The sequence below is a fragment of the Pelolinea submarina genome, from assembly GCF_003966975.1.
Taxonomy (GTDB): domain Bacteria; phylum Chloroflexota; class Anaerolineae; order Anaerolineales; family Anaerolineaceae; genus Pelolinea; species Pelolinea submarina.
The window spans coordinates 1500390-1525945 of record NZ_AP018437.1 but is presented as its reverse complement, the minus strand read 5'-3'; the positions used below and the strand labels follow the sequence as shown (position 1 = coordinate 1525945).

The 25556-nt window shown below is 43.2% G+C and carries 24 protein-coding genes, 1 tRNA gene and 1 riboswitch; of the genes, 15 read left to right on the top strand and 10 right to left on the bottom strand.

Annotated features, from left to right (window positions below; translation table 11 throughout):
- Position 1 precedes the first annotated feature (1 nt).
- Genes Pelsub_RS06630 through Pelsub_RS06605 form a run of 6 tightly spaced genes read right to left on the bottom strand, consistent with a single transcriptional unit; the run spans position 2 to position 5671 of the window.
- Complete coding sequence (locus tag Pelsub_RS06630) at positions 2–1237, bottom strand: CpaF family protein (RefSeq protein WP_116224509.1); 1236 nt, start codon at positions 1235–1237, stop codon at positions 2–4.
- Between the two features lie 3 nt (positions 1238–1240).
- Complete coding sequence (locus tag Pelsub_RS06625; RefSeq protein WP_116224510.1) at positions 1241–2551, bottom strand: ParA family protein; 1311 nt, start codon at positions 2549–2551, stop codon at positions 1241–1243.
- Positions 2551–3405: a Flp pilus assembly protein CpaB gene (cpaB, locus tag Pelsub_RS06620; RefSeq protein WP_116224511.1), complete on the bottom strand. Its 855-nt coding sequence runs from the start codon at positions 3403–3405 to the stop codon at positions 2551–2553. Before cpaB ends, Pelsub_RS06625 begins: the two co-directional genes overlap by 1 nt.
- A gap of 47 nt (positions 3406–3452) precedes the next feature.
- Entirely contained in the window at positions 3453–4595 is a 1143-nt protein-coding gene (locus Pelsub_RS06615) for a hypothetical protein (RefSeq protein WP_116224512.1), read from the bottom strand.
- A gap of 22 nt (positions 4596–4617) precedes the next feature.
- A complete protein-coding gene (locus tag Pelsub_RS06610) occupies positions 4618–5163 on the bottom strand; it encodes a hypothetical protein (protein ID WP_116224513.1) in 546 nt (181 codons plus the stop codon).
- 1 nt (position 5164) lies between these two features.
- Positions 5165–5671 carry a hypothetical protein gene (locus tag Pelsub_RS06605; protein ID WP_116224514.1) on the bottom strand — a complete coding sequence of 169 codons (507 nt, stop codon included), beginning with the start codon at positions 5669–5671 and terminating at the stop codon, positions 5165–5167.
- A gap of 157 nt (positions 5672–5828) precedes the next feature.
- A riboswitch (cyclic di-GMP riboswitch) is annotated at positions 5829–5919 on the bottom strand.
- A gap of 134 nt (positions 5920–6053) precedes the next feature.
- On the opposite strand from Pelsub_RS06605, the gene Pelsub_RS06600 reads away from it, so the two are divergent.
- Positions 6054–6129, top strand: a tRNA-Arg gene (locus Pelsub_RS06600).
- 114 nt (positions 6130–6243) lie between these two features.
- Here Pelsub_RS06600 and Pelsub_RS06595 read toward each other — a convergent pair.
- The 3 genes from Pelsub_RS06595 to Pelsub_RS06585 all read right to left on the bottom strand — a co-directional run bounded on the left by Pelsub_RS06595 (position 6244) and on the right by Pelsub_RS06585 (position 10574).
- The gene (locus tag Pelsub_RS06595; RefSeq protein ID WP_116224515.1) at positions 6244–7467 is read right to left on the bottom strand and encodes a site-specific integrase; all 1224 of its coding nucleotides are present in this window, start codon (positions 7465–7467) and stop codon (positions 6244–6246) included.
- 73 nt (positions 7468–7540) lie between these two features.
- Complete coding sequence (locus tag Pelsub_RS06590) at positions 7541–7765, bottom strand: helix-turn-helix domain-containing protein (RefSeq protein WP_116224516.1); 225 nt, start codon at positions 7763–7765, stop codon at positions 7541–7543.
- Between the two features lie 199 nt (positions 7766–7964).
- Positions 7965–10574: a TrlF family AAA-like ATPase gene (locus Pelsub_RS06585; RefSeq protein WP_116224517.1), complete on the bottom strand. Its 2610-nt coding sequence runs from the start codon at positions 10572–10574 to the stop codon at positions 7965–7967.
- A 1082-nt stretch (positions 10575–11656) separates the two neighbouring features.
- On the opposite strand from Pelsub_RS06585, the gene Pelsub_RS06580 reads away from it, so the two are divergent.
- The 7 genes from Pelsub_RS06580 to Pelsub_RS06550 all read left to right on the top strand — a co-directional run bounded on the left by Pelsub_RS06580 (position 11657) and on the right by Pelsub_RS06550 (position 18270).
- Positions 11657–12112: a hypothetical protein gene (locus Pelsub_RS06580; protein ID WP_116224519.1), complete on the top strand. Its 456-nt coding sequence runs from the start codon at positions 11657–11659 to the stop codon at positions 12110–12112.
- Between the two features lie 161 nt (positions 12113–12273).
- Entirely contained in the window at positions 12274–13026 is a 753-nt protein-coding gene (locus Pelsub_RS06575) for a ParA family protein (RefSeq protein WP_158675012.1), read from the top strand.
- Entirely contained in the window at positions 13023–13532 is a 510-nt protein-coding gene (locus tag Pelsub_RS06570) for a hypothetical protein (protein ID WP_116224521.1), read from the top strand. Before Pelsub_RS06575 ends, Pelsub_RS06570 begins: the two co-directional genes overlap by 4 nt.
- Before the next feature lie 34 nt (positions 13533–13566).
- Complete coding sequence (locus Pelsub_RS06565; protein ID WP_116224522.1) at positions 13567–14394, top strand: hypothetical protein; 828 nt, start codon at positions 13567–13569, stop codon at positions 14392–14394.
- A gap of 158 nt (positions 14395–14552) precedes the next feature.
- Positions 14553–15539, top strand: a complete 987-nt coding sequence (locus tag Pelsub_RS06560) for a hypothetical protein (protein ID WP_116224523.1) — start codon at positions 14553–14555, stop codon at positions 15537–15539.
- Positions 15540–15592: 53 nt separating this feature from the next.
- A complete protein-coding gene (locus tag Pelsub_RS06555; RefSeq protein ID WP_126440432.1) occupies positions 15593–16078 on the top strand; it encodes a hypothetical protein in 486 nt (161 codons plus the stop codon).
- On the top strand, positions 16066–18270 hold the full coding sequence (locus Pelsub_RS06550) for a hypothetical protein (protein ID WP_126440430.1): 2205 nt from the start codon (positions 16066–16068) through the stop codon (positions 18268–18270). Before Pelsub_RS06555 ends, Pelsub_RS06550 begins: the two co-directional genes overlap by 13 nt.
- Positions 18271–18865: 595 nt before the next feature.
- Here Pelsub_RS06550 and Pelsub_RS06545 read toward each other — a convergent pair.
- Positions 18866–20098: a helix-turn-helix domain-containing protein gene (locus tag Pelsub_RS06545; protein WP_158675011.1), complete on the bottom strand. Its 1233-nt coding sequence runs from the start codon at positions 20096–20098 to the stop codon at positions 18866–18868.
- 228 nt (positions 20099–20326) lie between these two features.
- Between Pelsub_RS06545 and Pelsub_RS06540 the strand changes: the two genes are divergently transcribed.
- The 7 genes from Pelsub_RS06540 (at position 20327) to Pelsub_RS06510 (ending at position 25516) form a co-directional block, all read left to right on the top strand.
- Complete coding sequence (locus Pelsub_RS06540; RefSeq protein ID WP_116224529.1) at positions 20327–20572, top strand: hypothetical protein; 246 nt, start codon at positions 20327–20329, stop codon at positions 20570–20572.
- Positions 20573–20585: 13 nt separating this feature from the next.
- Positions 20586–21128 carry a hypothetical protein gene (locus tag Pelsub_RS06535; RefSeq protein WP_116224530.1) on the top strand — a complete coding sequence of 181 codons (543 nt, stop codon included), beginning with the start codon at positions 20586–20588 and terminating at the stop codon, positions 21126–21128.
- A 37-nt stretch (positions 21129–21165) separates the two neighbouring features.
- The gene (locus tag Pelsub_RS06530) at positions 21166–21573 is read left to right on the top strand and encodes a hypothetical protein (protein ID WP_116224531.1); all 408 of its coding nucleotides are present in this window, start codon (positions 21166–21168) and stop codon (positions 21571–21573) included.
- The gene (locus tag Pelsub_RS06525; RefSeq protein ID WP_116224532.1) at positions 21570–23003 is read left to right on the top strand and encodes a type IV secretory system conjugative DNA transfer family protein; all 1434 of its coding nucleotides are present in this window, start codon (positions 21570–21572) and stop codon (positions 23001–23003) included. Before Pelsub_RS06530 ends, Pelsub_RS06525 begins: the two co-directional genes overlap by 4 nt.
- Before the next feature lie 40 nt (positions 23004–23043).
- Positions 23044–24015, top strand: a complete 972-nt coding sequence (locus tag Pelsub_RS06520) for a replication-relaxation family protein (RefSeq protein ID WP_158675010.1) — start codon at positions 23044–23046, stop codon at positions 24013–24015.
- A 257-nt stretch (positions 24016–24272) separates the two neighbouring features.
- Positions 24273–24947 (top strand): nucleotidyl transferase AbiEii/AbiGii toxin family protein, encoded by a 675-nt coding sequence (locus Pelsub_RS06515; RefSeq protein ID WP_158675009.1) that lies wholly within the window; start codon positions 24273–24275, stop codon positions 24945–24947.
- A complete protein-coding gene (locus tag Pelsub_RS06510) occupies positions 24944–25516 on the top strand; it encodes a type IV toxin-antitoxin system AbiEi family antitoxin domain-containing protein (RefSeq protein WP_116224535.1) in 573 nt (190 codons plus the stop codon). The genes Pelsub_RS06515 and Pelsub_RS06510 overlap by 4 nt, the downstream gene beginning before the upstream one ends.
- Positions 25517–25556 lie beyond the last annotated feature (40 nt).

Here is a 25556-nt window from a genome sequence, read left to right as displayed (position 1 = left end):
ATTACCTGACCGTCATCGGTTTCATATCTTCATCACCCAGTCTATATAAGGGATGAATGACGACCTCGTTATCCACAAGCATCTTTTCGACTTCCCAAATACTCATGATGCGCCGCTCTTTGCCAGACCAACCTACCTGAATGAGAACATCCACCGCCATGGCAAAAGTACTCTTGGCATTGCGCATATCGGTCTCCTGCGTATCAGAGATTAGCAAGTTACCCACCCGATAGATGGCAAATTCAGGTGTTTCTGCGTGGAAAGTTGAAAGGCCTGGGTGGTCGCTCATTTGCGCACGGAAAAGAGTCAGAGCCGCGTCGCCGGTACGAACTTCACCCACAATTAACCAGTCGGGTGACATACGCATGGCATCATCTACACCATCACGAATCGTGTAAGGGGGAACGGATGATCCGGGAGGTGCCGGTCTGGCTTCCAAAGTGACAACATGGTCATGATCCAGCCAAATCTCTTCCGGGTCTTCAATTTTTACAATCCGGGCTCCTTTATAGATGCCCCCATTGCATAAAGCTGAGAGCAGCGTAGTCTTACCGGTATTAGTGCCCCCGAGAACCAACAAACGGGCTTTCTTTCCGATTACTTCCAATAATTTCTTGATAACAATCTCTGGCGCAACCTTCCAACCAATAATATCGTCCGGTGTTACGGGCGCCGTTTGATATAAACGGATACTGATGGAAGGTAAATCGTATTTTCCGGTTGCGATGACAGGGTGAATCAGCTTCACGCGCGCGCCGCCCATAAGGCCGGGAAGCGTTTCAATGCGCGGTAATTTCGCATCCACTGTTGGAGTCGCTTCCGATAATGCCCGGCCGGATGTACGCAACAACGCTTCTACTACGCGATCAACTTCCTGTGCGGCAATTTTCTCGCGAACAATCTCAAAGGTTTTCATGCCTTTCTTTTGGATACGCAGTGTGCCATCCGGATTAATAAAAATGTTGGAAATATCATCCCGCTTGAAGAGCGGCATCAGAAATTCAAGACCGGAAACCCGTGCCACCAACTTTTGCGCCAGGTTGGCAATGGTATCAATATCCGCATCAATGCGTTTTTCATTCAGTACTTTTTGGATAATGCCGCGTGCGGTTGAATTTAATCTATCCAGGTCAACCAGATCACGAAAAGTAAGGCCATCCGACATGCGGGAAGCGCCTTCTTCCAGCACCTTATGTGATTCATCCTCATTTATCGTGCGATAAAAAGTGTCCAACATGGTTTATGCTCCCACAATCCCTTTCCGAATACGGATCGGGCCAAAGTGCATAACCTTCTGGTCTTCATGGGTTGAACCACTGCCGCCGCCGTATAACACATCGCCTAAACGGTGAATCGGACCGGCAAAATCATCGCCGGCTGTTAATACCGACCTGCCCGCATTCGCTGCCAGAGCAACCTCGGGAACATCCGGAATCACTTCAGCTACAGGCGGGAAGTGCCCGATACCCATGGTTTGGGTATAAGCATCCGCGGCTTCATGCCATTCATTCGAACTCAATAGCCCAGGGCGATAGCGGTTGAGCACTACAAAAACGTTGCCGACACCGATACGGTGCTGATCACGCATACGCTTGAAAGCCATACGATAGGCTTCTGCGGAAACCACTGCCTGGTCTAGCATAGGCGTGGTCACCATCACCATGGTATTGCTGGCGGAAATGGCATTGAAATAGGCTCCGGACACAGGTGTATCCAGAATTACGATGCTGTACCCACCGAACGTAGCGTTGATCACCAATTGATTAATAGAAGCCGGATCCTCCGGCGGTTTGACCAATTCTTTTTCCTTGATCCCATCCTGCAAACCCACCATTACATCCAGCAGTCCTTTTGACTGTATATTCGGCCGGATACCTCCCTCAAAGGTAGGGTTTGCCAGCCAGCCAAATAAATTCGGTGTCGTCTTCAAATTCAAGAATGTCGGTAATGAAATATCCGGCACTCCCAAACCGACCAGTAGTGTTTTGATACCGCGTTGGGCTGCTTCCAGCGCTAAAGCCGCCGCGATGGTGCTCTTACCGCTGCCACCTGTGCGGCTCCATACTGTGATAACGCGTAATCCGCCCGCAATGCGTTCTGTGCGATAGCCTTTGCCAACCTGCCCCATTGTGGGAGCCTGGTTGCGCAGGGCAATTACCTCGGCGTAGATACGGCCGGCCATTTGCGATAGGTTTATGTCATTGATAAACACACCCCTAACTGAGGGTAAATCGCTCAATGACTTGCGTACATCATCACCAGCCTCACGCGGCAGAACTACATATACCGCGCTGGTCGTTTTGGTAAGGAAATTTGTCAGATTTTCAGGTCCGCTGAAGATAGTTGCATCTAGCAATATTGCTTCGGGGTTATAACCCATCTTGTTTTCCAGATCCTGCGGATCCGTGGAAAAAGTGTTTACACGGAAACGGGAATCCATCTGCAATGAGGTAAACCAGGCATTCACCCGCGAAGGCGGCCCTGCTAGAAGCATGACAACTGCTTCTTCAGCGCTTACGGCTTCTTCGTTTTCAGCATTCCATCCAGTCATTATTCGCCTCCAACTACAACCGGCGCAGGAGTAGGTGTTTCCAATGCATAAGGATTAACCGTCGGTGTGGGTTTATAGGGTTTGATCACCAGCTCCGGCAGCCATAAACCAGAGGTAACCATTTCTTCAGCGTTACGCGGCATGAGATATACATATAGACGGGCACCATCACTGGCTTCCAGGGCAGTTAACATTTCCACAACATTCACATTGCGTAATTGCGTTCCCAATTCAGGTTCCACATCTTTGAAATCATATACGATGTTGTCCGACTCTATGGAAACGGCCAGCACTAATGCGCCTTCTGTTTTACGAGTAGTCGATACTGTTGCCGAAGTATTATCGGTTTCGCTTGTAAGGATGTTCTCGTCCGGGTCGATTGACTGAAATTCTGGAGATAGATATAAAACCCGCAGATTTTCTATTGTCGCCTTACTATAGGTTCCTTTTTCTCCCTGGTTACTGGAATCAATCACAGCTGTGATACCTACCAGATCTCCAGGGCGCAACAAACCCGCTAAACCGGACGCGTTGTCAACCGTAATCGCTACCGCGCGCTCGTTTGGTGCCAGGGCCATAGGTTCTGATCCAATGTTGGAAGCGCGGATAATATCTCCCTGTGAACGTCCGGTCAGCAATGCCAACCCGATTATTTCGCTTGGTTCAAAAACCGCATCTTCCGGGACCATTTCTTTGGGGAAAGTAGCGTAAACTACGTCACCTTCTTCAATTACGTGGCCCATTGAGAGGTCATAGGCGGCCACCAGCACATTTTCTTCAGGTGTTGGCGACAGAATCAACAGCACTACGATAAAGGCCACTGCCGCCAACAATACTGGTAATATCTTCTTCATTCTCTTAGCTCCATCATCTTCCCATGATTTATTGCTAAACTCAGTTCTTACTGCGTCATAGCTGTGTTATCCAGTAGATACACTCCAAATTCACCTGCTGTAATTTCAAAACTGCGCGCCGGCGATACCCGTGTTCCGGAAGTCGCGCCGCTCAATCTGATATCGTACCAACCCGGATCCACGACAGGGATATTCGCCGTGAAGTCCCAAGTACATACATCGCCATTCCATATGCAAGCCGGAGTCTGCGCTATGCCCCAATCAGGATGCTGCAGTGTTGCGCCAGGGTAAGCATCGGCCAGTTCCCCAGTGATCCAGGCCCGCGAATCGAGCGTCAACGATGCACCTGCAACCAGCTCATCAACACTTTCTTTATAAACCTTGGAGGTTACCGAGCATGCCCAAATATGCTCAATAACGGCAGTCCAACCACTGGGACATCCACAGTTATTGTGACCACAACCATAACGATTCTGTTCACCATTTCCATCATCATTGCCGTTTCTGTTCTGGTGTCCGTTCGAGTCATTCTCGACGCACGCAACCATCCGCTGGCCAACTATCTTCCATTTTTCGTAGTTGACCGTTGTCGGCGCAATGCTGATATGCCATTCAATGGTCACACCATTCTGTTCAGGATCCTGGTTGACCACAACCGCATAATCCGGAGCAATCTGTTGAGCAGTCGCCGAAATGGAGCCCGGCGTTACCCACACATTGCCGCAGTCGCTGCTGGGCAGTGGTCCGCCGCCATTGTTATTCCCATTTCCATTGCCGTTGTTATTATTATTACAGGTACAACTGCAATTTCCACGGCCATTGCCACTACCGCAGGAACTACTGCTGGAATCGGATTCATCACCTGACCCACCGATACCGATGAAAGTTACATTACCATTGCCAGCATCACGCTCTGAAGTAATGTCCAGGCTTTCCCAATCGAGGACAATATTTACTTCTTCACCATCAATGATGAAAGTATCGCCATGCGGCAGGATCCACCTGATTGTTGATGTCTTGGTATCATCCTGCCCACTGCTGACACCCGGATCAGGCGCAGCCGAGTCAGTCGTGCTGCTCTCTCCGGAATCATCATCGGAATTACCGTAGCCGTTGCCCGCAAACGCGGGGTTGTTTGTCGCCAAAATCATGATGAAAGCTAGAATGGTTGCGATTGACTTTTTATTCATAATACACACCTCAAGTCCCTTCCTATTCCTCTCCACTCGCTGAATCGATAGCCATGTAATAAGCGATCTCATCACTGGTCAAAACACGATTCAATTTCCAATTGCTGTTCTCTTCTGCCACCTGCAACCAATATTCACGGTTTTTCGAATTTTCCGACCAACCTTTAGTACCTTGTAAATTGACCTGCCAATATTGAACGCGCATGCCAAATTGTTCACCTTCATCTATATAGCGGCTGGTAGCGGGTGTGCATTCCAATACATCCGAACTGTAAGCGCGCTCCAGGTCACTCCAAGCCTGATTGATCTGATTGGTAAAGAAATCACAACCAAGCTGTGTGGATGTATCGCAAACCTGTTGTATATATCCATCCGCATCTTCAGAAAAATCAATGTTACATAAAGCCATGGCGCCATTTTCCGCTGCTTGCATAGCAGTGGTCATGTAGTCGGCCGAATAAGCTGTGGCGGTTGCCCGCTGTGTATAGATGGAAACCGGCTGGCAGCCGCTGACAAAAACGAGTAGGGATAAGCTCAAAATCCAGAAAAGAAAAATTTTGTTTTTCATGTTACTTTCCTGCCAGGATTCCATCGAAATTGACCGGGCCCAGCTTGCATTCAGCTGCCATGTAATCGATACTGACCAGTGCACGCCAGTATGCCCGCTCGAAATAAGACCAGAAAGCATCGGGAACACCCGAAAGATTTACCGGTTTTAGCTTGGGCAGAACCTCATCCGGTTTCTGCTCTTCCCAATATTTAAACGCATAAGCCAATTTTGAATCGGGGTTGAGACTGGCGTACGCAAAGTTGAATGAACCACGTAAATTAAGAGGAAAATAATATGAGATGTCATTACGGCATCCTAAATACTGCGGCAGCGCGCTTACGCGTGTATCTGCTTCCTGAGTAGCATTCCAACGATCCTGTATGAACTGCCAAAATGTGATTCCGCGCGCTTCGGGTATGTCCATCGGCTGAGTGCCGCGGAAGTAGATCCATACGCCAAAGCTGATGACCAGCAGCAGCGCTGTGACTAAAACTATCTTCAACAACTCCAGTAAGAATCTTCCCATATTCTCCTCTGGTAACTCGATAAAAAAAAGGCAGATTAGAGCCAACGCCCAATCCGCCTATGTATGCTTAATTCAATCCCTTAATGGGATCTATGTTGATAGCATCATATACAATGTAACTTCTATGTTGTCTTTTGCTTTAAAAAGCAAACAGACTTTCGGCGGCTTGGCGATCTTAGCTGACTTGCATCAGCCGTAGACCCAGAGCTTTGCGTCCCTATCTTTCAACAGGTTTGCTATTATCGAGTCTTACCTGTATATATAATACAATGTTTTACAGTTTTGTCAAGTATATATATGGTGTATAGATAAATTATTAATACACCTATGGGGGATAATGGAGCATCTATGCCCCGCTACATTCGGGTATAATTTACACGTCGCCCCCGTAGCTCAATGGACAGAGCGCCTGACTTCGAATCAGTAGGTTCCGAGTTCGAATCTCGGCGGGGGCGCCAAATGTAGAGCACACTCCCCTATTACCCCCCATATCTGGCGTGTTAACCCTGCTTTTTTGAGCAGGTTCTTTTTTTCTGGTGCAGTTTGGTGCAGATGGGTGCAGTTTGATCATCTCAATGAATGTTGTGAATCGGGTTTGATGCAGTCTCGAGTAAATCCACTTCAATTGGTGTGACCAATCGATCCATGATTTGGGCTGCTTCAGTCTGCATTTCATGATAAAGGTGACCATAGATATCGAGGGTGACGCTGGGTTTGGAATGCCCTAATATTTTCGAGACAACGATCACTGGAATGCCATGATTGAGCATCAGAGAAGCTGCGGTGTGGCGCAAATCATGAAAACGGACTCTGGGGATTCCGGCGTGATCTAATACGCGATTGAAGTCCATTCGAAGGTTACTGGGGTTCAATGGCGTTCCAACTGACGAAGGAAAGATTAAATTATTCTCTTTCCAGCGTTGCCCCATGATCATCTTCTGTAACTCCTGACGCTCCAGGTGTAGTCGTAAGGCCTGCAAACTGCCTTCACCTAATTCAACCGCTCGCCGCCCTGCCCGGGTTTTGGGTTCGATGAAACTCCAGCCCTGCCCGGGTACATGTTGAACCTGTCGCCTGACATGTAACGTACCGGAAATCCACTGCAAATCAGACCATTTCAAACCCAAAAGTTCTGCCTGGCGCATACCGGTGATCACTGCCAGATGATACAAAGCTTCATGCTGACTACTATGAGCGGCAACTAAAAACAGGGATACCTGGCTCTCATCGAGAACGGACATTTCTGTTTGATTGCGACGAGGCAAAGCAGCACCATGTGCCGGGTTGCTCAGAATCAAACCATAGCCCAGCGCTTTCTCTAATGCCCGGTGGAGTACGGAATGGGTCAATCGAATGGTACGGGTACCCACCCCAGCTTTTAATAACTCTCCATAAAATTGCTCCACCCTACTCTGGCGAAGATCCTTGAGAATGATCTCCCCCAAGTAAGGAATGATGTGCAACCTGATAATCTGAGCATATTGGTAAGCAGTTTTTGGGCGTAATGTGGTTTGATTGGATTCCAGCCACAAAGCCAGATAATCTTTGAGGTTAGTCTTTCCGCCTTCATAGTCCATGCCCCGATCCAAATTGTTAAGCATTTTTCTCAACCAGACCTGGCATTCTTCTTTCGATGTAGATCCAAAACTGATCCGCTTGCCATTCAGGGATAATTGCGCCCGCCATTTGCCGTTGGGTCGTTTGGAGATCGAACCTTCATTTCTACCACGAATACTTTTCGCCATTTCCTTTATTCCTTTCTGAATGTAAAAGGAAAGGCGACTTTGCTCTGCCATATTAAGCTGTTAAAGTCCAATATTTCCATGGCTATTGTACTGTAAGACCAGCAGAGCAGAGTGTTAATCATGGCTATTTCATCAGGGAATAATCGCAAACAGGTGATAAATTCTGATTGATAAAATCTTGTAAATCTATCGGACGTACCCGGCGAGATTTAGCAATGGCCACCGTGCGAATTTTTCCCTGTTGCATCAACCGATAAGCAAACGCTCGGCTGACATTGAGAATTTGTGCCACTTCCGCCGCCCGCAGTAGTTTTACTTCTCCGTTCACTTGGATAATTTTCTCTTCCATCTCTGACCGTCCTTTCTGTATTCGATTGTCTATAGCTTACAGAAATCGAGACGATTTGTCTGTCGTCCAAGGAATGAACCTGTGTATTGAAAATAATAAAATCCTAAAAGCTTTAGGGGAAAACCTGGAAAGTCTGAATATAGCAAATATCCCTAGGTATAAGGGAATGCTAGTATTTTTTATACTAGAAAAGTGTAAACTAACTGAATTCTATTTGGTATTGGTGCAATCGTTTGTTAATCGCATCTTCTCCACCTTCTAAATGCAATACTACTAATTTATTTATTCTTGAATTATCTAATCCACCAGATGAGTCAATTGATGTTGTTGAAGATGTACTCTCAAGAACTATTCCTAGATCTAGATCTGATGCAACAGCAATATTGGAATTGTGTGTTGCAAAAATAAATTGTCTGCTCTCTTTTGATTTTCGTACGAGTTTTACTACGCTCGAATAAATAAACGGTGTATATAATGCATCTTCAGGTTGATCGAAAATAATTGGGGAAATACCATCTAACATTGAAAGTAAAACTATTACAGTAGCTTTTTGCCCTGTTGAAAGTTTTTCTAGTGGCTTAAAAACTTCTTCACCTACCTTAAAAGATATTTCGAGAAAATCTTCAATTCGAAGGGATTCAAGTTTATATATAAACTCTTTCTTTAAATTAAATTGATTAATAATCTTTTCATTCCAATCTCCTAATTCAATCTCGTTTTGAAACCGTTGTAAATCATTGTTCTTTATGATTTGTATTAAATTATGCGGGGGAACATTTTTAATAATTTCATCTATTATTTGTTGCTTACAATATGAACCTTTCATTAATTCGATCAATAGGGATTCATATTTTCCAAAAATTTTATTAGGAATTAATGAAATTCTTAATTCAGGAATCGATTTATTTATTTTCTTTATATACTGATCCCTAAGAACAAATATCCTTCCTTTTGAATCGTTGATCGTTTGAATTATCTTTCCTCTTGTTTTCATTAAAAGAGAAAGTTGTTTTTCCGCATCGTCGATTTCTTTTTTCTTTTCTAATAATTTGTTCTTTGTTTTTCTCAAACCATCCAGGTCATTATTAATTTCTTCAATTCTTTTTACATCATATTTCTGTACAAGTTCTTCATAATCATCTTGATGTTTTTGAAATAGAGCCTTCCATTTTTGTTCATCGTCTATGAATTCTTTTTCAATTTCACTTACTTTGTCTAAGATTACTTTCTTTGTGTCAACAAAACTCTTCTTAATCTCTGTATTTCTATTAATAATGCTATTTATTAAAGCTTTGTTAGGTGTATTTTCTTCGATTTTCTCAATATTAACAAGTGGTATATTTGGATCAGTAAAATACTCTGTAACCCATGTTTTTGTTGTCGGGATATTATCCTTATATTTTCTAAAAAAATCTTCTTCAGTTTTCCACATTTGATGAGTTTTGAAAACAGGTTCCTTTTGAACAGAAGTAATTGTTTGTAATTCATCGGAGAGAATATTAATTTTTGCTTTTGTAGTAGAAATACTCTTTTTATTTCCTTCTTTTTCTTCAATTGTGGTTTCCAATTTCAAAATTAAATCGATTTGTGAATCTAAGGACTTATACCCATCTTCGATATTGTTTTTAAATTCTTGGATAACCAAGTGTTTATCAACTAAATCTAGTTGCGCCAATGGGTTTTTGGAAATGATTATGGCTTCACCCTGGCTATAAGCTGAAATAGGAAAATATTCATTTATGTTAATATCTTCCAAAATAGAATTGTCTTTTTTATATGAAATTGTTATAGGGTTTTCGAAATTATCAAATATTCTTTCAACGATTAATTCTTCGCCATTTTTATTAACAATTTCGACTGTGAATAAAGATCCAATTCCTGCTAAATCTATTAGTTTTCCTTTGCAATCATTTTTTATATCTTTAATATCTGATACTTGATTTAATACAAACCTTAAGAATTCAATAATGGTACTCTTTCCACTTCCAGCACCACCAAGTAAACAATTTAGCTTACTGTTAAATTCAAAAACTTGGCCAGAAAGATAGCCTTGACTTACTTTTAAACTTTTTATTATAGGATAACTAGTCGCTACCCATGTTTCCGGAAATTTCACTCGTAAATAAGGGTCATTTAAAGCAAGTTTTAAACCAAAAATGGACGGGGTATCCATTTTAATTTTTGTGAACTTTAATCCAATTTCTGCAAGAGAATGTGCATCAGAGTTCTGTATACTTGGCATAGATCGAGAATAATTTGAATCTTTCCCTTCTAAATAGAAAAGGTGTTTTTGCATATTAATAAGTTCCATCGCCGCCAAGTTAGGATTTTTATAGATTTTTATACGAGATTGTCCTTGATCATTTGATTTTAGAAATCCTTTTTTTCCGTCAGCATGTGCTGCAATAGCTAATCCACCATAATCTCCGACAATGGTGTTGATTACTTCGTTTATATCATTTCCAATAGCTTCTTCTTTTCCTCGTTTATCTTTAGGAATTCCGCATGATGTTAATACGTCATCAATCTTAGAAACAACTTCTGTGTCTGGATCAAATAGTGCTAATACATGTCCGCCATCCGCAGTAATCTCAACCCCTGGAAAAACAAAAAGTTTTGTTTCCTTTGCGGCAATGAGAATATCCTCAATACCCTCATTAGTGTTATGATCGGTAATCGCAATAACATCCAATTCTTTTTCAATGGCTTTCGCGACTATCATCTCTGGTGTCACACTTTTCTCTTTATAGCACGCTGAAAATGGTGTATGTATATGTAAATCACAATTGAACAATTTCGTGCCTGGCATATAACCTCCCCGAATAAAAAGGAATTATTTCTTGAAACGCTCGATACTTCTTTCATTGTATATGAATGGTTAAATCCATGCAACCAATATCTCGCGTGGATACTATAGTGAAATAATTATCCCATCTTCATATCAACATTACGACCATCCCCCTAGCCATAATCGTTTCTGCCAAAACTTCTGCAACCATTGGCAACTCTGGTGCGATCAATAATAGGAACTGTTGCGCGTCATGGTTTAGCGGTTTATCGTTTTAAAATATTTCCTCGAACATTTCTTTTTTGGCTCGGTAGGTTAAATGTTCCGGCTTTGATAGACCAATTGCCCTGGGCAATTTTTCAAAATTTGGCGCTGGTTATTATCCTTATCCATTATTCCCTCTAGTTCGTTCCCGGCGTATTAGTACTATCGAGACATAGCTTAGAAATTGCATAAGCAATCATCCACCCCCTTAGATTTCGGATATCTGGAAAAGCGATCCCATAATGGGATTAGCTCATAAATATATATATTTGCTACATATATTACTTGATTCTTGATTTTTAAAAAAAATAATATAGACTATTGCTGTCGTATTTATCGTATATGCTCGATAAAAATAACGACAGTTCTTTAAAACACCGGTTGATTCCAAACCAGAAAGGAGACTTTTCGTAGACTTGTTATTGGATTTGTAGCTTTCTACAAATGCGTAAAACTACAAGTCAGTTCTTATTCACCCGAGTGTATGTCGCCATATGCTCACCATAAAAAAGAAAGGTTAGGGATACTATATCTCCGCGTAATTTTGTTCCTCCAAACAATCCAAACGCAGATGCTGGATCGGTTCCCGGATTTTATAGTGGAGCCTGGCAGAATCAGCGTGGTGATACCGGAAAGGTTCTTCGAGACAATAACGAACCTGGTATTTCCACCCACCTACATCAACATCCTGATGGTTTAACTATCTCGACGTATCGAGACGGTAAACCGCCGGAGCGTTTTACTTTTGGTATGGATTGACCGCCACAGAGCACTTTGCTCACTTAGGTAATTGTCCTTCTGTCGAAAGACAGGAGGACAACCCTTGGTGATTGTAAAAAGTGCTCTGTGAAAATATTTTAACTTTCTTTTACAGTATGACTTTTGAAGAAATAAATAAAAAAATTACAGCTTTGAGAATAACTTCGATTGATTTTAATTGTTCCAAATCAAGAGTAATTCTGGTTACTATGCCAGAGTATGGTTTTAACCCTGAATTTAAAGACAAGGAAATCAAATTTACTTTTGACAATTGTATTCTTTTTGCAATTTCTAAATTATCCACGAACAATTATGATTCTTCTATAGAAATTGTTAGTTGGGGAAAGAAAAAAGATTGTTCCATAATAGATAATTTTGTTTCAGATTCTATTGCCAAGGATTTTAATAATTTTAGCTTACCTAATCTTGACTATAGAAAATTGCCTGTCGATTACAATGTATATTTTTTTGAAAATGTGTATGGTGATTTAGTGAAGATAATAAGTAAGAAAGTATCTGTGGATATCAATTTATAAATATACCAAGACAAGATGATGAGACTGCGTTTTCATTTTTAATAAATGAAAGACAAAATCTTCTTCAGTTTTCCTGATTGACAATCACCCATTCTATCCGCTATCCTGAATTATCCAACTTGTTTAAAGAACCAGTTATGGCTTTGAACAGGTTCACGGTTATGATTATTGCAGTTGCATCTCAAAAAGGCGGTACCGGAAAAACAACCACGTCCATTTCACTGGCAGCAGGTTTAGCCCATAAAAATAAAAAGACACTATTGATCGATATCGACTCTCAGGCTAACGCTTCCAAAGTGCTGCTCCCCAATTATCCCAAACTGACCTTTGAACAGACAATCTACACCACTATTCTGGGAAAAAAGCCCCTTCCTATCCACGATACTCCCCTGCCCTGCCTCAGCATCGTTCCATCCCATATTTTGCTCTCCAATACTGATATCGAATTGACCACCGCTATTGACCATCGCGAAGCCCGTTTAAAAACCGAACTGGATCAAATTAAAAACCAATACGACTTTATTCTTATCGACTGTCCCCCAGCGTTGTCTTGGCTGACGATCAATGCTTTTACGGCGGCAGACAAGGTGTTGGTAGCGGTCGCTCCGGGCTATTTTGAACTGGACAGTATCGTGCAGATTTCAAAAACGATCAGAGAAGTGCAAGGTTATTTCAATCCGGCGCTACAAATTCTGGGCTTTTTATTTACGATGAGCGATCCGACGATCAATACCTCCACTTCCCTGCAAATATTACGCCAGACTTACCGGGATTATGTCCTTAAAACCATAATACCCCGCAATGTGGACATCCGCGACGCCCACATGAATAAGCAGGATATTTTTACATTCAATTCTAAATCCAAAGCTGCCCAAGCTTATCAGAAATTAATTTTTGAACTATTCTCTTTATGAGTAAAAAACAGCTAAACACCCTGGCTATTTCCAATGAGTTGGAAGGCGGCGCATCATTATTCTTTTCAAAACACCCAACCACTCCCCCACCCGTCATTAAACCTGAGAATACCATCCAGAAAACAAAGCCACCTGTGAAAACCATATCCGAAAATCCGGTGAAGAAAGTCCAGAGTGGTCAAATTAACCAGCCACATACAGAGTATGTCTCATTAACTCACAAAGAAACGAGTGAAGTAAATAATGAAGTGACGACGTCATCACTTCATGAAATCAATTGTAGAGTTTGGAAAGACACGATTGAAAATACGGAAACCCACAACTCTTCCCTGCGGTTAACGAATGAAGAAAACTATGCCGCGGAGGATATGATCAATGATCTCAAACGGAGCTTAAAGGTTAAAACATCCCTGAATGAAGTAGCGCGTTTAGGGCTTCTTTATATTATTCATGACTTTAAACAAAATCGAGAGAAGTCGTTAGTATATAAAGTCAAAAAGTCATAACGTTATAACGCCATGACGTCATTCAAATAAGAGTATGGATAATCAAGTTAGAATTTTTCGTAAAAACCCGATTGCCTGGTGGGATAAGAACGTTATGCGTTTTCTGCGCGACAAGTACGGCCAGGATAAAAAGACCTTTTTGTTGATTCGTTCGGTATATTTGGCATTATGCGAAATTGAAAGTGATTTCAATAACAGACCTGTCAATTTTTTTACTAAAACCGTAGGCACTTACGCTGGATTATCCAGAGAGGCGGCGGGGAAATATATTAATCTGCTGATCAAAGAAGGTTTAATAAAAAAGACACAGAACAAAAACCCCATAACAAATTCGTTTTCCTCTGGAACCGTTGTGGAGATACTTGGACTGGAAAATGCCGATAATAAGGCAAATGAGCCGTTGTCGGGATACCCCAGCATCGGGGTACTCCAGCATCGGGATACCCCGACAACATTAAAGAAGTTAAGTATTAATAAGAAAATAATAAATAACGTTAACGAAGATCTGCAAATTTCCAACAAAGAAGAGAAAGGAACCGTTGAATCATTAAGAGATATTTTGAGCCAGTATGGTCTAAAAAAGCCCGACAAACTAGACCAATCCGGATCTGTTACTCAACGGGATTATGTGGCGCAAGAAATAGCCGATAAACTTGGCGACTCAAAAAGTCTTGGATGCTACCGAAAAATTGCCGATAAAATTCCACAGAATGTTATTTTTGAGATATTAGCCAGTGTCAAGGATGTGGCCCTTTCCGGAAAAATCCGGCAGAGCAGGGGAGCATTATTTGTCGAAATCATCAAGAAATATGCACATATCAGGGGAATTGAATTGGGTTTTAAAATGAAAGGGGATAGATGAAGAATAGGAGATTCTTTATAAGTTGGATTGGTATTAGAAAAGAATTTTGATTTAATTCAGAGGCGAAGTAGGGGATTGCCGTCGCATTCACGATAGCATTTGATTTTTAGATTTAGAATTGTATAATTACTCAATCATATTATAGGGTTGGTATAACAATGGAAAAAGCAAATAAGGAATATTTTGAAACATTTGGAATTGATAAGTTTTTGGACAAGATTAAGAATTCCAAAGTAGTCAAGGGTTTGTTAGTGGGTTCGGCTTTAACCGGTGTGTCAGCAGCTTGTGTTAATAAAGCCCCTGTAGTCGAAGCAGCACCGCTACCTAGTGTAGATGAAAAATCAACACCATCAATAGAAGAAGCTCCAATCGAGACCTTACTGCCAATAGCTACACTGGCACCAACAGAAACAGAGGATCCTTTTGAGGGATTAAATATCTGCCGAACCTGGCAAGAAGCAGAAAATTGCCCAATCACTGTGGCTGATTTTGAAAGATTGCCTGATTTTGTAAAAGCTAACTTTACCTTCCCTTCGGAGGCAATGAAGGTAAGTTGGTTGGAGATTGTCCCGGTCGAAGGTCTGACAGATTTTGTGAGGATTCATGCTTTAACCAAGGAAGAAATAATTAATGGAACTTCAGTAGTAGCCACGGAATCAGTTAAGAATACAGAAAAGGAATATGTTTACACTAGTTCATTAAGTCCAATAGGTAAACCTTATTTTTTTCTGCTCACAGAAAACTCATCGACAAATAATTACGATTGCTGGGTAGCGGTGTTCCCAGTAAATAACGCTGATGGTAGTGTCGGGACATATACAATTATTGTGCCGCCTTATGTTTTCAAGGATCATTATGAGACCCCAGAAGATAGGACGGAAGTAAGTTTAAGGGAAAAGTTTGATAAATTGCCTTATTTACCGCCAGCATATTTTATGGGTGTTGTTTCTAGTGGAGTGTTAAACATTGATAAACAAGGATCTTTTATCAAGGAAATTCATGAAGATACAAATGACCCGAATGGAGAAAGAAGGAAACTATTTGACGAGTGGAATGAAACAGCCATCATTCCGGAAGAATTGGAAAAATTACCGTTGTTTGGTTCGGATTTGGATTTGGTGGGGAGAACACAGGAGCTTGGTTGATATTAAGAGGAAATTATGCTTAAATTTTAGAGATGAGATGGTGGATTATTATATTGGTGGGATTGATTGGAATAGTGGTTTTTGGACTTTATCAATATGGAGGTGGCCGGTATTATTTGGAAATGGCTGATTTAGTCAATCAAAAAACAGGGGAGGAAAAAACAAAATTAAAGAAAGAAGTTTTTGGGGATTCATCAGAGAATAAATATGGGGGAATATTTGTAGGGGTAGTGGGCGAAGGCTTTTGGGTTTGGGGGAATAAAGGTCTTAAATATTTCCATAGGCAAGACAATAAAACAGTTTTCTATTTTTATGATTTATGTAGTGAAGAGAATTTAAAAAGGGCACAAGAGTATAAAAGTACTTATGCTGCTAAAGATGTCTATTTTGATATGGCTCTTTGGCAAAAGAAGATGAGACAGGGGGATCAAGTAATTGTCAAATATTATGAGAATGATAAAAGTTTAGCCTGGGAAGTGTGGGGAGTACCGGTTTGGGATTTTAAATTTGGTGGTTTAGAAATAAAATGCGCCAGATAATATTTTTAAGTTTATTATTTTTAAGTTTATTGATGACAGTTAAGCCGGTTTTGGGATTGACTTGTGATCCAGGTTGTCATGTAGAAACAAATAATACTTTTGGTAGCGGTTGTGTGCAGTGTAATGCAGCCCCAGACGAATGGGGTAATTGTCCAACTTGGTGTTCAATTGCTAATATGTGGTGCGAGTGTGATGATGGATCATCAGGACCAATAATAAATTGTAGAGATGGTTATTATTCAACTCCTAGTGGTGAATGTCGTCCTATCGGTAGTGGGGATTTACCTAATACTGGGGGTGATGGTGGCTGTACTCCATCTTGTCCGAGTGGTGTTTGCGGAACCATTGGAAATGGTTGTGGGGGGACGTGTGCTTGTATTGAATGTGATACTTGTACACCTCAGTGTGGTCAGGCATCGGATTGCGGCACTTGCGGTACTGCTGATGCTGGAACACCAGAAGCACCAACCTTAGTGGTTCCAGATGGAACGATAACTAATCCAAGCTCATATAGTCTCACGGGAACAAATTCAGTCATAGATCTATTGTGGTCTTCCAATAGTGATTTGACAGATTATTATCAGATTTATGTTAAAGACAGCGATGAAGCAACAGTGTGGAGTGGGGCGGTGGGAACTACCGGTGTGGGTAGTTCCGGTTACACTCCAGGGCTTTACCATTGGTATGTTGAGGCGGTCAATAGTACTTGCACTGTTGATGTAGGCCTAACTTCAGCTAATGGTTATTTTGTGGTTAGTAATTCCCTATTAACGTTGAAAAATGCTGATGAAATAGTAGTGCCACCTGAAAGCGGAAACAGAAATAATATTTGTCAACCAGTTTTTGTTGATAGCAGTAATAACCGAAGGATAATTTTTGAAGCTAGTGTCAATAGTCCAGGGGGATGGGCAGAAATTAGTGGAGCTACCTTAAGTTGGCATGGCAATGATTATGCAATGAGTAAATTAACAGGTTCAGGAATAGGAGGCACGTTAGTAGCTACAGTAGATTTTGGAGCGGCTAGTAATAATAGTGGGGTTTTCCCTTTGTCGGTAAGTGTTAGTAATTCTTATGGAACAAGTGTTAATAATATTTTTGGTGATTTAAAAGTTTGGGATTGTCAGGTACCGGTTTCAGGGACACTTTATGATGGTACTGGTGGCCAAGCTTGTAATGAGCTTGGTTTTATGACACCGGTAGATGCTAATTTGGATTTTTCCAGTTTGGTGTTTAAAGACGTTAGTGGTGATAGCGATGTGAGTATGAGTACTAGTTTACCAGCCAATTATGGACCGACAAAGATTACCTATGGGAGAACTTATTTACCCATTTTTAATGGTGGTGATATGGCTAATCCTGACGGGACAATTTTTGGGACAGGGCGGATGACCAGATTAGTAGATTTGGGGACGGGAGCAACACTATGCCCCAGTGAGAGTCAATTTAATTTACAGAATAACATGTCTGCTTACGAAGTTGATCCCGGGGCACAAGTAGATTTTTCTTTTATTAAAGATCAGGAAGCTTGGTTTCAAGTAAGTGGGGCGGGGGTGAAAGCTAAAAGTTGGATTGATAGTGGAGTGCCATCAACGGTGGATAGTAGTTTTCGAGCTTTGAGTGTTTTAGGAACTAATGCTGACAATGGCTTGGTGTCTTTTGTTAATTATAAAAACATTAATGGTTTTAATGACAATAGTGGTTTTGGGTTGCCTAATAATTGGTGGATAGATCGAAATACGAATGATTCCAACAGTTATGGTTACCAATATTTTTATAATAATTTTTTGATTAATAATGGAGTGGGGGTAACTGGAACTGATTGGAGTGGTAAACCAAGTGAGGGAGTTTATTTTGTTAATGGTAATTTAAACATTGATAGTGATTTTGCCTTGGATTCGGGTAAAACAATGATTGTGGTGGTGAAAGGGAAAATTAGTATTGCCGAATCAGTGTCTCGGATTGATGGAATTTATATCGCCAATAATGGAATTGAAGCCTTGGGGTCTTCAGCAAATCAGCTAGTCATTAATGGCATGTTGTATTCTAAAGCTAATATTAGATTAGCTAGAAGTTTTACGGATAAAATGCAAAACAATACCACTCCGGCGGTGAAAATAAATTATCAGCCAGGATTAATTTTCAACCTGCCTGGAAAACTGATGAGAGTGCTGAGTGATTGGCAAGAGGAATAATTAATTAACAATTATTCACCAAGATCTAAACTCCCCTTATTATTAAATCATGTATAAACGGATAGATACCTGGGTATATGACACATATCAGCAAAGATACTTGATTCGTAAACATGTTCGCTGACCTGTTCGTTGGTTGCGACCATCTTCTCAAGCCTGCAGGCATCGAGCCCTTGGCTTGAGCCGGGAGAAAACGCCTTGATTCGGAGAGGCCATGGCCTTTCGAACTGTTTTTCGTCCATAAACCGTCTCAAAACAGATCGAATTGGCCAGACCCCCCACTCATCAAGCCGTGCGTGTCGGGCTTGTCCCCGGAAGAACACCGGGAATCGACCCCGACCAACACTCCCTGCGGCCTGCCTGTTACGCTTCGCTTCACAGTACAGTCCGCGTCGCGTCGGGCTATCGCCCCTGCGGGGCCAAAGCCCTCGCTACCGGTCGTGTTGGTCGGCGTCTGCGTCGCCGACACGCTTGCGGTGCGTGCCATCTCCCCGGCCCTTTGTCACGCACCGCAATAAGGTAGGCCGCTAGCCGCGGCCTGCATTTTTATCAAACGCCTGTTAATCTTTCCAAGCTTGCATGTTTATGATGATGATCACGGCAAAGGCTCGATCTTGAGATTATCAAAACTGGGGCAGCCCTGGTTCGTTATGCAGGTGACGCCTAATGCAATGCCGCCGCTATCGTACCCGGATATGGATAAACTCTGAATTTCCTGCCCATTGACCTTGGCTACGAATTGATTGCCACGAACTTCAATTTCTAGGAGAAATTGGGGAGGTACTTCGAATTTGCCAAAACCGGCGATCGGATCGGGAGACGTTTCATCAACGGTGACGTATGACCAGCTTCCCCGTGAAAGTCCGTCAACAGTGAAGCCAAGGTATTTGGGTTGACCGGATGAAATTCGCACCATTATTCCAAGTTGACCCTGGCTGGCGGCGTACATGTGAGGAACGTTGACATCGACCTGGATACGATAATTCTTCCAAGTGGGATCATCCAACGCAGCCAAGGCCCAACCATTATGGTATTCAGCCGTGGTATATTCCTTGTCCATCGTGATCCAATTTCCGCTGAATACCTGCCATTGGGAACTGGGTTCGTTATCGAAACTGTCTGAGAAGGGAAGAGGAATTGATGGAGCCGGAGTGAACGTCGGCGCAGAAGTCGCTGGAATGGCGGTTGGCGGGGGCGGTGTGGCAGTGATAACCATAGCGGCAGGCTGTATGCTTGGTTCAGCAGTGGGTTGCACAACAACCTGGGTGGGAGCCGCTGCCAGCGTAGGCGGATTGGTCTGGGCTAAAGCGACCTGGGTCAATTGGGCCACGGCCGCGGTTAATTCCTGCCCCAACTGCGATTGATCCCGATTCATAAAAAAGGCGAAATAAGCAACGGCGATAACTCCCAGGCCAAGCACCAAGATTATCACAAACCGCCATAAAGAAGGCCTTGGGGAAACTCTTTCTGGGGTTCGAATTTCGATGACATCGATTGGCTCTGGCCGGTAGGGGATAATTGAGTGTTCATCATCATCCACCATTTGGGCTACAGGTTCCGGCACTGGTATAGGAGTTTCTGCCTGTGGCGCTTCGGATGGTAGTTCAGCGTTTTTCAATAACGGCCAGTAAACTTGATGAATGACCCGGATTCGTTCCGCTTTTTGAAGCTGATCCAGTCCAAGTTTGACATATACGCGTCCCATATTGGCCTTGACTGTAGGGATACTGATATACAATTTCTGGCTGATCTCTTCGTATGAATGACCCTCGCAAACCAGCCAGAGCACTTCACGTTCTCTTTTACTGAGTGAGGCAAGCTTTTTCAATTCTTCAGCAGACATTTTCCACCTTTTTAATATTTTTTAGATACCCCTTCCAATTAAATTCCGGGAAACATTAAATAAATTGCCCTATACCTGGGTATATCCATAGGACGGCATTCTTTTGGAACATATTCTTGTATAAATTAGATGGGTTTTCTGGATTACCCCAAAAACAGGGCTATGAAAAATTATAGCCGAAAAAAGGATTTTAGATAAAAAAAGGAGCATCTTATGGACAAATCTAATCATTTCCACAATCTTCGTTTTGAGCGCCAGGCTTGGTTTCTAAACCCGCGTCTGGCAGTGGTTGCTATCAGCCTGGCTGTTTTCTCGCTGGCTTGGTTTATCATCCCGTCTACTTTTCTATTCTTCCTGTTGCTGCTGCCGATTGCCGGGGTAGTCTGGGCGGCCAGTTACGGTTGGCGGCACGCTTTGACCATCCTGGTGGGTTGGCTGCATCGTTTGGAAAAACTCTAATCGGAGGTTTACTATGAATACCCGTTCTCTTTTTATAAAAAACACACAAACGTTATCTACCCGAGTGGATCCACCCGCGCAACAAATATTGAGCCTGGGACGGCACAACGGTTGGGGTTTCCATATTCTGGGGTATGCCGATCTTCCCGAAAAACCGGTGCGCCTGGAAAAATGGCTAATTGTTCCGGCTCACGAAGATAACAGTCCGATCCCCGGACGCACGCTGGAACGTATCCAAACCATTTTTGCTGCCGGGCTGCGTCCCCGGGGTTTTGTGGTGGTACATGAAGCGCCGATGTCTTTGCCTGCTCCCCAGCAAGCGCAACAATCTTTCGGGTGGTCCGCTCCGGCTGCTCCACAACCGAATGCGCCAAGCGGGTTATCGTCACTCACCAGTCTGGCGGAGGGTTTGGCAGCCATGTTGGGAGTAATTACCACAACGATCTTTCCGATGCTATTTCTAGGTCTGCTGGCACTTGACCCGATTGTGGTGGCCGTGATGGAGGATGGCTGTTGGGTCGAGATCGACCGCTGGCTGGAGCGCCCCCTCGCTTAGCAATAGGGGATACATTCAACAACCACGGAGGTCTGTAATGTTTGCCAATATCTTGATTTTTATTTTCTTTTTCTCAATTAACCTGTTCCTGTTAGCCTTGGCAGGGGCATTGCGGCTTTTCCCCTCATTTTTAAAATCGGCACGGGCATTGCTGTATGAGTTTATGGGCTGGTCTTTCAAGTTCTATCAAATAATCCTGGGGCAGATAGCACCCTTTTTTCAAAACCGATGGGGTCTTTATATTCTGGAGGGGTCTTTGCGCATCCTCTCTACCATCATCTTGTCACTGATCCTGGGATTATTGATCCTCTGGATATTGGGTTTGCCAATATCAGCCTGGACGGTAGGGCTGTGTTTCCTGCATGGGCTGGTAGTGGGCTTGGTTTGGGGCGAGGTAGATCATGCGGCCGCCGAGGGGTTTCGCATGGGGGCGAACTTCGAATGAGACCATTTTATGATTGGCCAAATTCTATTCATCCTTCTACTATTCTGAACGAAATCCAGCGCTCAACCCATACTTATGTCATCGGACAGCCGGGAACGGGCAAGTCGCGGGCATTGGAATCCTGGATCAGGCAGGATATCAGCTTAGGGCATGGGGTGGGGGTGATCGATCCGCATGGCGATCTGTTCAAACACATGGTAGCTTACCTGGCGACCCAACCACAAACCTGGGAACGGGTCATTTTGCTCGATCCCTGCCACCCTTTATGGACATTGACCTTTAATCCGTTGGCATCCATTGAAGGCTTGTCACCCGAACGCGTGTCATTGTTTATGACCGATATTGTCGTCAAAATCTGGGGAATCGATTCGATCACCGCCCCCCGTCTGGTCTGGCTGTTGACCAATTCGTTCCTGGCGCTGTCATTACTGAAACTGTCGTTGCTTGACCTGCCCCGTTTTTTATCGGACAGCGATTATCGTGAAGGGTTGCTGCCCAGGCTGGGGCATGCCAATATCCAGGCTTATTTCCTGCACGAGTTTCCGCAAACCCCATCGGCAGTGCACCAGTGGATCACGCCGGTTTTGAACAAGATCGGAAACTTGATCTTCGACCCGGATATGCGCCTGATGTTTTCCGGTAAACCGCGTTTTAACTTTCGCCAGGTATTAGACAACCGCTTGATCTTTTTAGCGAATATCCCCAAGGGTATCCTGGGAGAGGGGATCAGTGCCTTGCTGGGCGCTTTTATCGTGGCGCAAATTCAGAAGGCAGCTCTTTCCAGATCGGACACCATCAAGCGCGAACCTTTCTATCTTTACTTGGATGAATTCCAAAATTACACTACCGATAACATCGAAGACATCCTGTGTGAATCGCGTAAATATGCCCTCTCACTGACCCTGGCGCACCAATTTTTGGATCAAATCCCACCCCGGCTGCGCAGTGCCGTTTTAAACACGACCGGGACAATGGCTTGTTTTCGGGTTGGTTATCATGACGCCATCCACCTGGCTAAGGATATTTTCCCTGCATCGGATTTTATGGCTTCCGATAAACACGAACTTAAAATTAAACATGCTGGCAGGCTACCCTTCCTGTCGGTTGAAGACCATCAGGAAGAATTGGGTTGGGAGGGGCTGGCCAAACTATTGACACAGCTTCCAGCGCGCCATTTCTGGGTACGCTGTCGTTCGTGGGAAAATCCGATTAGCCAGAAAGCTTTTTACATTCCCGACCCACCCACAACACCGGCTTTTAAAAGTAAGGTGGAATCACTTTATGATGCAGTGGGCAGGCGCTATGGTAGACTGAAATCGGACGCTCAAAAAGAGGCTTCCCAAAATAATACCTATGCGCCGCGTGATTCTGGAAACTATCCTTACTCCAATGAAACCGAAACCGGAGATGCCCCCTTCTGGGGACTCTAAACTACTGGAAAAATACCCATATAAAAGGAAGAAGGATATTATGGTCAACGCGTCCGGTTCAAAAACTGACAACCTGCTGTTACCCATGCGTTTTCAGGATCGGGATGGGGAGATTTTACAGGCAATAATGGACTACGGTGGACTGCTGGCAAAGAGGCAGTTGAAAGAGCTCTTTTGGGCAGATAAAAGCCAGCGAGCCATGGAAAAACGTCTGGCCAAGTTATTTCATAATGGCTTGATCACCTGGCCGGATCGCAATGCCTGGCGCAGCAAACCGCTGCCCGAGCCGATCCTCTGGCTTAACTGGAAGGGCATACTCTGGTTGGCAGGTCAGGCAGGAATATCCATCCCTGCCCCTGCCAACCAAGGTGAGAACCAGATGCGCTTGCTTGAAAACCGGCTGCGCGAGGCAGGCTTTCGCTGGCTGCGGGAGCCGCGCTGGATGCAGCTTGAGCACGACTTAGCAATTGTCGATTTCCGCCTGGCGGTGGAAAAGAGCCTGCGGGTTTTACCACACCTGGCTTTGGAAGAATGGATACACGAGCGGGTGCTGCATTGCAACATGGATGTGGTTGAATACGAGACCAAAGACCGGGAAGGCAGGCTGCACCTCGTAAAAAAGGGTGTCTGCCCAGATAGTTACTTTGTGATTACAGATCAACGGCGGCAAATCGACGGTTCACCGGCACGCGCTCGTTTCCTGTTTGAGTTGGATAACTCTACTCACGACAATCCCAGTTTTGGGAGGGAAAAAACCGTACCAGGGGCAGTTTACATTAAAAGTACCGTTTTTAAAAACCGCTTTGGTTACAACTCCGGGCGCTGGTTGGTAGTGACCACCGGTCTGGTGCGCATGAAAAACCTTTTAACTCAAACCCGCCAATCTGTTGGTGCCGGAGCACGCTTGTTTCTGTTCACCACCGTTGACCAGGTGCGGGAACAAAATGTTTTGACTTCTCCGATTTGGCACCAGGCAGATCACGAACAGCCAATAGCGCTTTTTTTACCATGAAGTGAGGGAAGTGATATTCTCTTATGAAGCCATGCCTCACGCAACATGCCCTGCGGCAAGAGGGGTTGTGTAGTTTCTTGAGAATGCCCGATAGAGGCGGTGGATACAGGTTCAGGCAAATTGTCCTGTTGTCCACCGAGGCATGGATATTTATAGTGAAGTTCGGACAGATATATGTTCCAGTACCTATTGTAAAAATGCAAAAATTAACGAATTACTTGACAACAGTGTAAGGTTGGTATACATTAATGTATACTATGTTGACACAAGATCAAGCTCAAAAATTTGCCTTGGAGCAGCAAACTACCGTTGATAATATTCTCAAAGAACATTGTCAAATGTATTTGCTGGATATTTTATTTAATGCTCCTTTTGAAAACAAACTGGTTTTTAAAGGCGGAACTGCTCTGAGATTGGCGTATAACTCGGTCAGGTTCTCTGAAGATTTGGATTTTTCGTTGTTGGGTGAAGTGGCTTTTTCTGATTTTAACCAGTCGCTCAGTAAAATTGAAAAGGTCATTCCCGGTGCCGTCGTCAAGGATATTCACGATAAGTATCACACGCTATATGCCAAAGTTATCATCCATGTGGACTACCGGTCTATCCCTATTGGTATTAAGGTTGAGGTCAATAAAAAAAACCGGGGGTTCGAACAGACTGTTACCTTGATTAAAAGTCCCTTCAATAATCTGGAAGTGATCGGTCGGGTTTATACATTGCAATCAATTCTAAAGGATAAAATCCGGATTCTTGAGAACCAGGAACGGCGGGAACCCCGAGATTTATTTGACGCCTGGTATATCAGCCAAAAATTAGGTCAAAACCTGGTGATCAAGGAAGTTTATAAATACGATCAAAAAGAACTAATGGATAGTTTGAATCATTTTCTTCCCAAGAATTATCGGAAAGTTGTCGAGTTATTTAAAAAATGAAACGCCAGCAGTTAATTCAGAAAATAGAAGCTTTGGGAAAAGATGTCTTTAGTATTAAAGACCTCCAAAAACTGTTCCCGGAAGAAGCACATCTCAAAATTTCGGTCAAAAGAATGCTCGACGCCGGGGTATTAATTCAAATTACCCGCAGCATCTATACCCTAAAACGGGAAAATCTGGATATCGAAAAAGTTGCTACTCAACTCTATTACCCTAGTTACGTTAGTTTTGAAAGCGCTTTGTCAAAATATGGCATTATTAATCAGGGATTATATGGATTGACTTTAGCTACTACCCGCCACTCCAAAAAAATCACCCTGGCTGGAATTGAATGTGAGTATTCCCAATTGAATCCAAAATTATTTTTCGGTTATGACTTGATTAACGGAATGTACCTGGCTCAACCGGAAAAAGCTTTCTTGGATCAAATCTATTTAATGATTTTGGGTAAGAGAGCCGGAAATTATTCGGAATGGTACCTGGATTCATTGGATAGAGGAAAATTGGCAAAATACTTACCATCATTCAATCTCAGTGTTCAAAAACAGGTATCGAAGATGGGTTTTTAAAAACTGAATTAACCAGCCCCAAATTAAGACATAGCTCTAT

What these genes read in the sequence shown, in the direction of transcription:
- Pelsub_RS06630 (WP_116224509.1), bottom strand. Translation starts at nt 1,237, where the DNA reads ATGTTGGACACTTTTTATCGCACGATAAATGAGGATGAATCACATAAG.
- Pelsub_RS06625 (WP_116224510.1), bottom strand. Translation starts at nt 2,551, where the DNA reads ATGACTGGATGGAATGCTGAAAACGAAGAAGCCGTAAGCGCTGAAGAA.
- cpaB (WP_116224511.1), bottom strand. Translation starts at nt 3,405, where the DNA reads ATGAAGAAGATATTACCAGTATTGTTGGCGGCAGTGGCCTTTATCGTA.
- Pelsub_RS06615 (WP_116224512.1), bottom strand. Translation starts at nt 4,595, where the DNA reads ATGAATAAAAAGTCAATCGCAACCATTCTAGCTTTCATCATGATTTTG.
- Pelsub_RS06610 (WP_116224513.1), bottom strand. Translation starts at nt 5,163, where the DNA reads ATGAAAAACAAAATTTTTCTTTTCTGGATTTTGAGCTTATCCCTACTC.
- Pelsub_RS06605 (WP_116224514.1), bottom strand. Translation starts at nt 5,671, where the DNA reads ATGGGAAGATTCTTACTGGAGTTGTTGAAGATAGTTTTAGTCACAGCG.
- Pelsub_RS06595 (WP_116224515.1), bottom strand. Translation starts at nt 7,467, where the DNA reads ATGGCAGAGCAAAGTCGCCTTTCCTTTTACATTCAGAAAGGAATAAAG.
- Pelsub_RS06590 (WP_116224516.1), bottom strand. Translation starts at nt 7,765, where the DNA reads ATGGAAGAGAAAATTATCCAAGTGAACGGAGAAGTAAAACTACTGCGG.
- Pelsub_RS06585 (WP_116224517.1), bottom strand. Translation starts at nt 10,574, where the DNA reads ATGCCAGGCACGAAATTGTTCAATTGTGATTTACATATACATACACCA.
- Pelsub_RS06575 (WP_158675012.1), top strand. Translation starts at nt 12,274, where the DNA reads ATGATTATTGCAGTTGCATCTCAAAAAGGCGGTACCGGAAAAACAACC.
- Pelsub_RS06570 (WP_116224521.1), top strand. Translation starts at nt 13,023, where the DNA reads ATGAGTAAAAAACAGCTAAACACCCTGGCTATTTCCAATGAGTTGGAA.
- Pelsub_RS06565 (WP_116224522.1), top strand. Translation starts at nt 13,567, where the DNA reads ATGGATAATCAAGTTAGAATTTTTCGTAAAAACCCGATTGCCTGGTGG.
- Pelsub_RS06560 (WP_116224523.1), top strand. Translation starts at nt 14,553, where the DNA reads ATGGAAAAAGCAAATAAGGAATATTTTGAAACATTTGGAATTGATAAG.
- Pelsub_RS06550 (WP_126440430.1), top strand. Translation starts at nt 16,066, where the DNA reads ATGCGCCAGATAATATTTTTAAGTTTATTATTTTTAAGTTTATTGATG.
- Pelsub_RS06540 (WP_116224529.1), top strand. Translation starts at nt 20,327, where the DNA reads ATGGACAAATCTAATCATTTCCACAATCTTCGTTTTGAGCGCCAGGCT.
- Pelsub_RS06535 (WP_116224530.1), top strand. Translation starts at nt 20,586, where the DNA reads ATGAATACCCGTTCTCTTTTTATAAAAAACACACAAACGTTATCTACC.
- Pelsub_RS06530 (WP_116224531.1), top strand. Translation starts at nt 21,166, where the DNA reads ATGTTTGCCAATATCTTGATTTTTATTTTCTTTTTCTCAATTAACCTG.
- Pelsub_RS06525 (WP_116224532.1), top strand. Translation starts at nt 21,570, where the DNA reads ATGAGACCATTTTATGATTGGCCAAATTCTATTCATCCTTCTACTATT.
- Pelsub_RS06520 (WP_158675010.1), top strand. Translation starts at nt 23,044, where the DNA reads ATGGTCAACGCGTCCGGTTCAAAAACTGACAACCTGCTGTTACCCATG.
- Pelsub_RS06515 (WP_158675009.1), top strand. Translation starts at nt 24,273, where the DNA reads ATGTTGACACAAGATCAAGCTCAAAAATTTGCCTTGGAGCAGCAAACT.
- Pelsub_RS06510 (WP_116224535.1), top strand. Translation starts at nt 24,944, where the DNA reads ATGAAACGCCAGCAGTTAATTCAGAAAATAGAAGCTTTGGGAAAAGAT.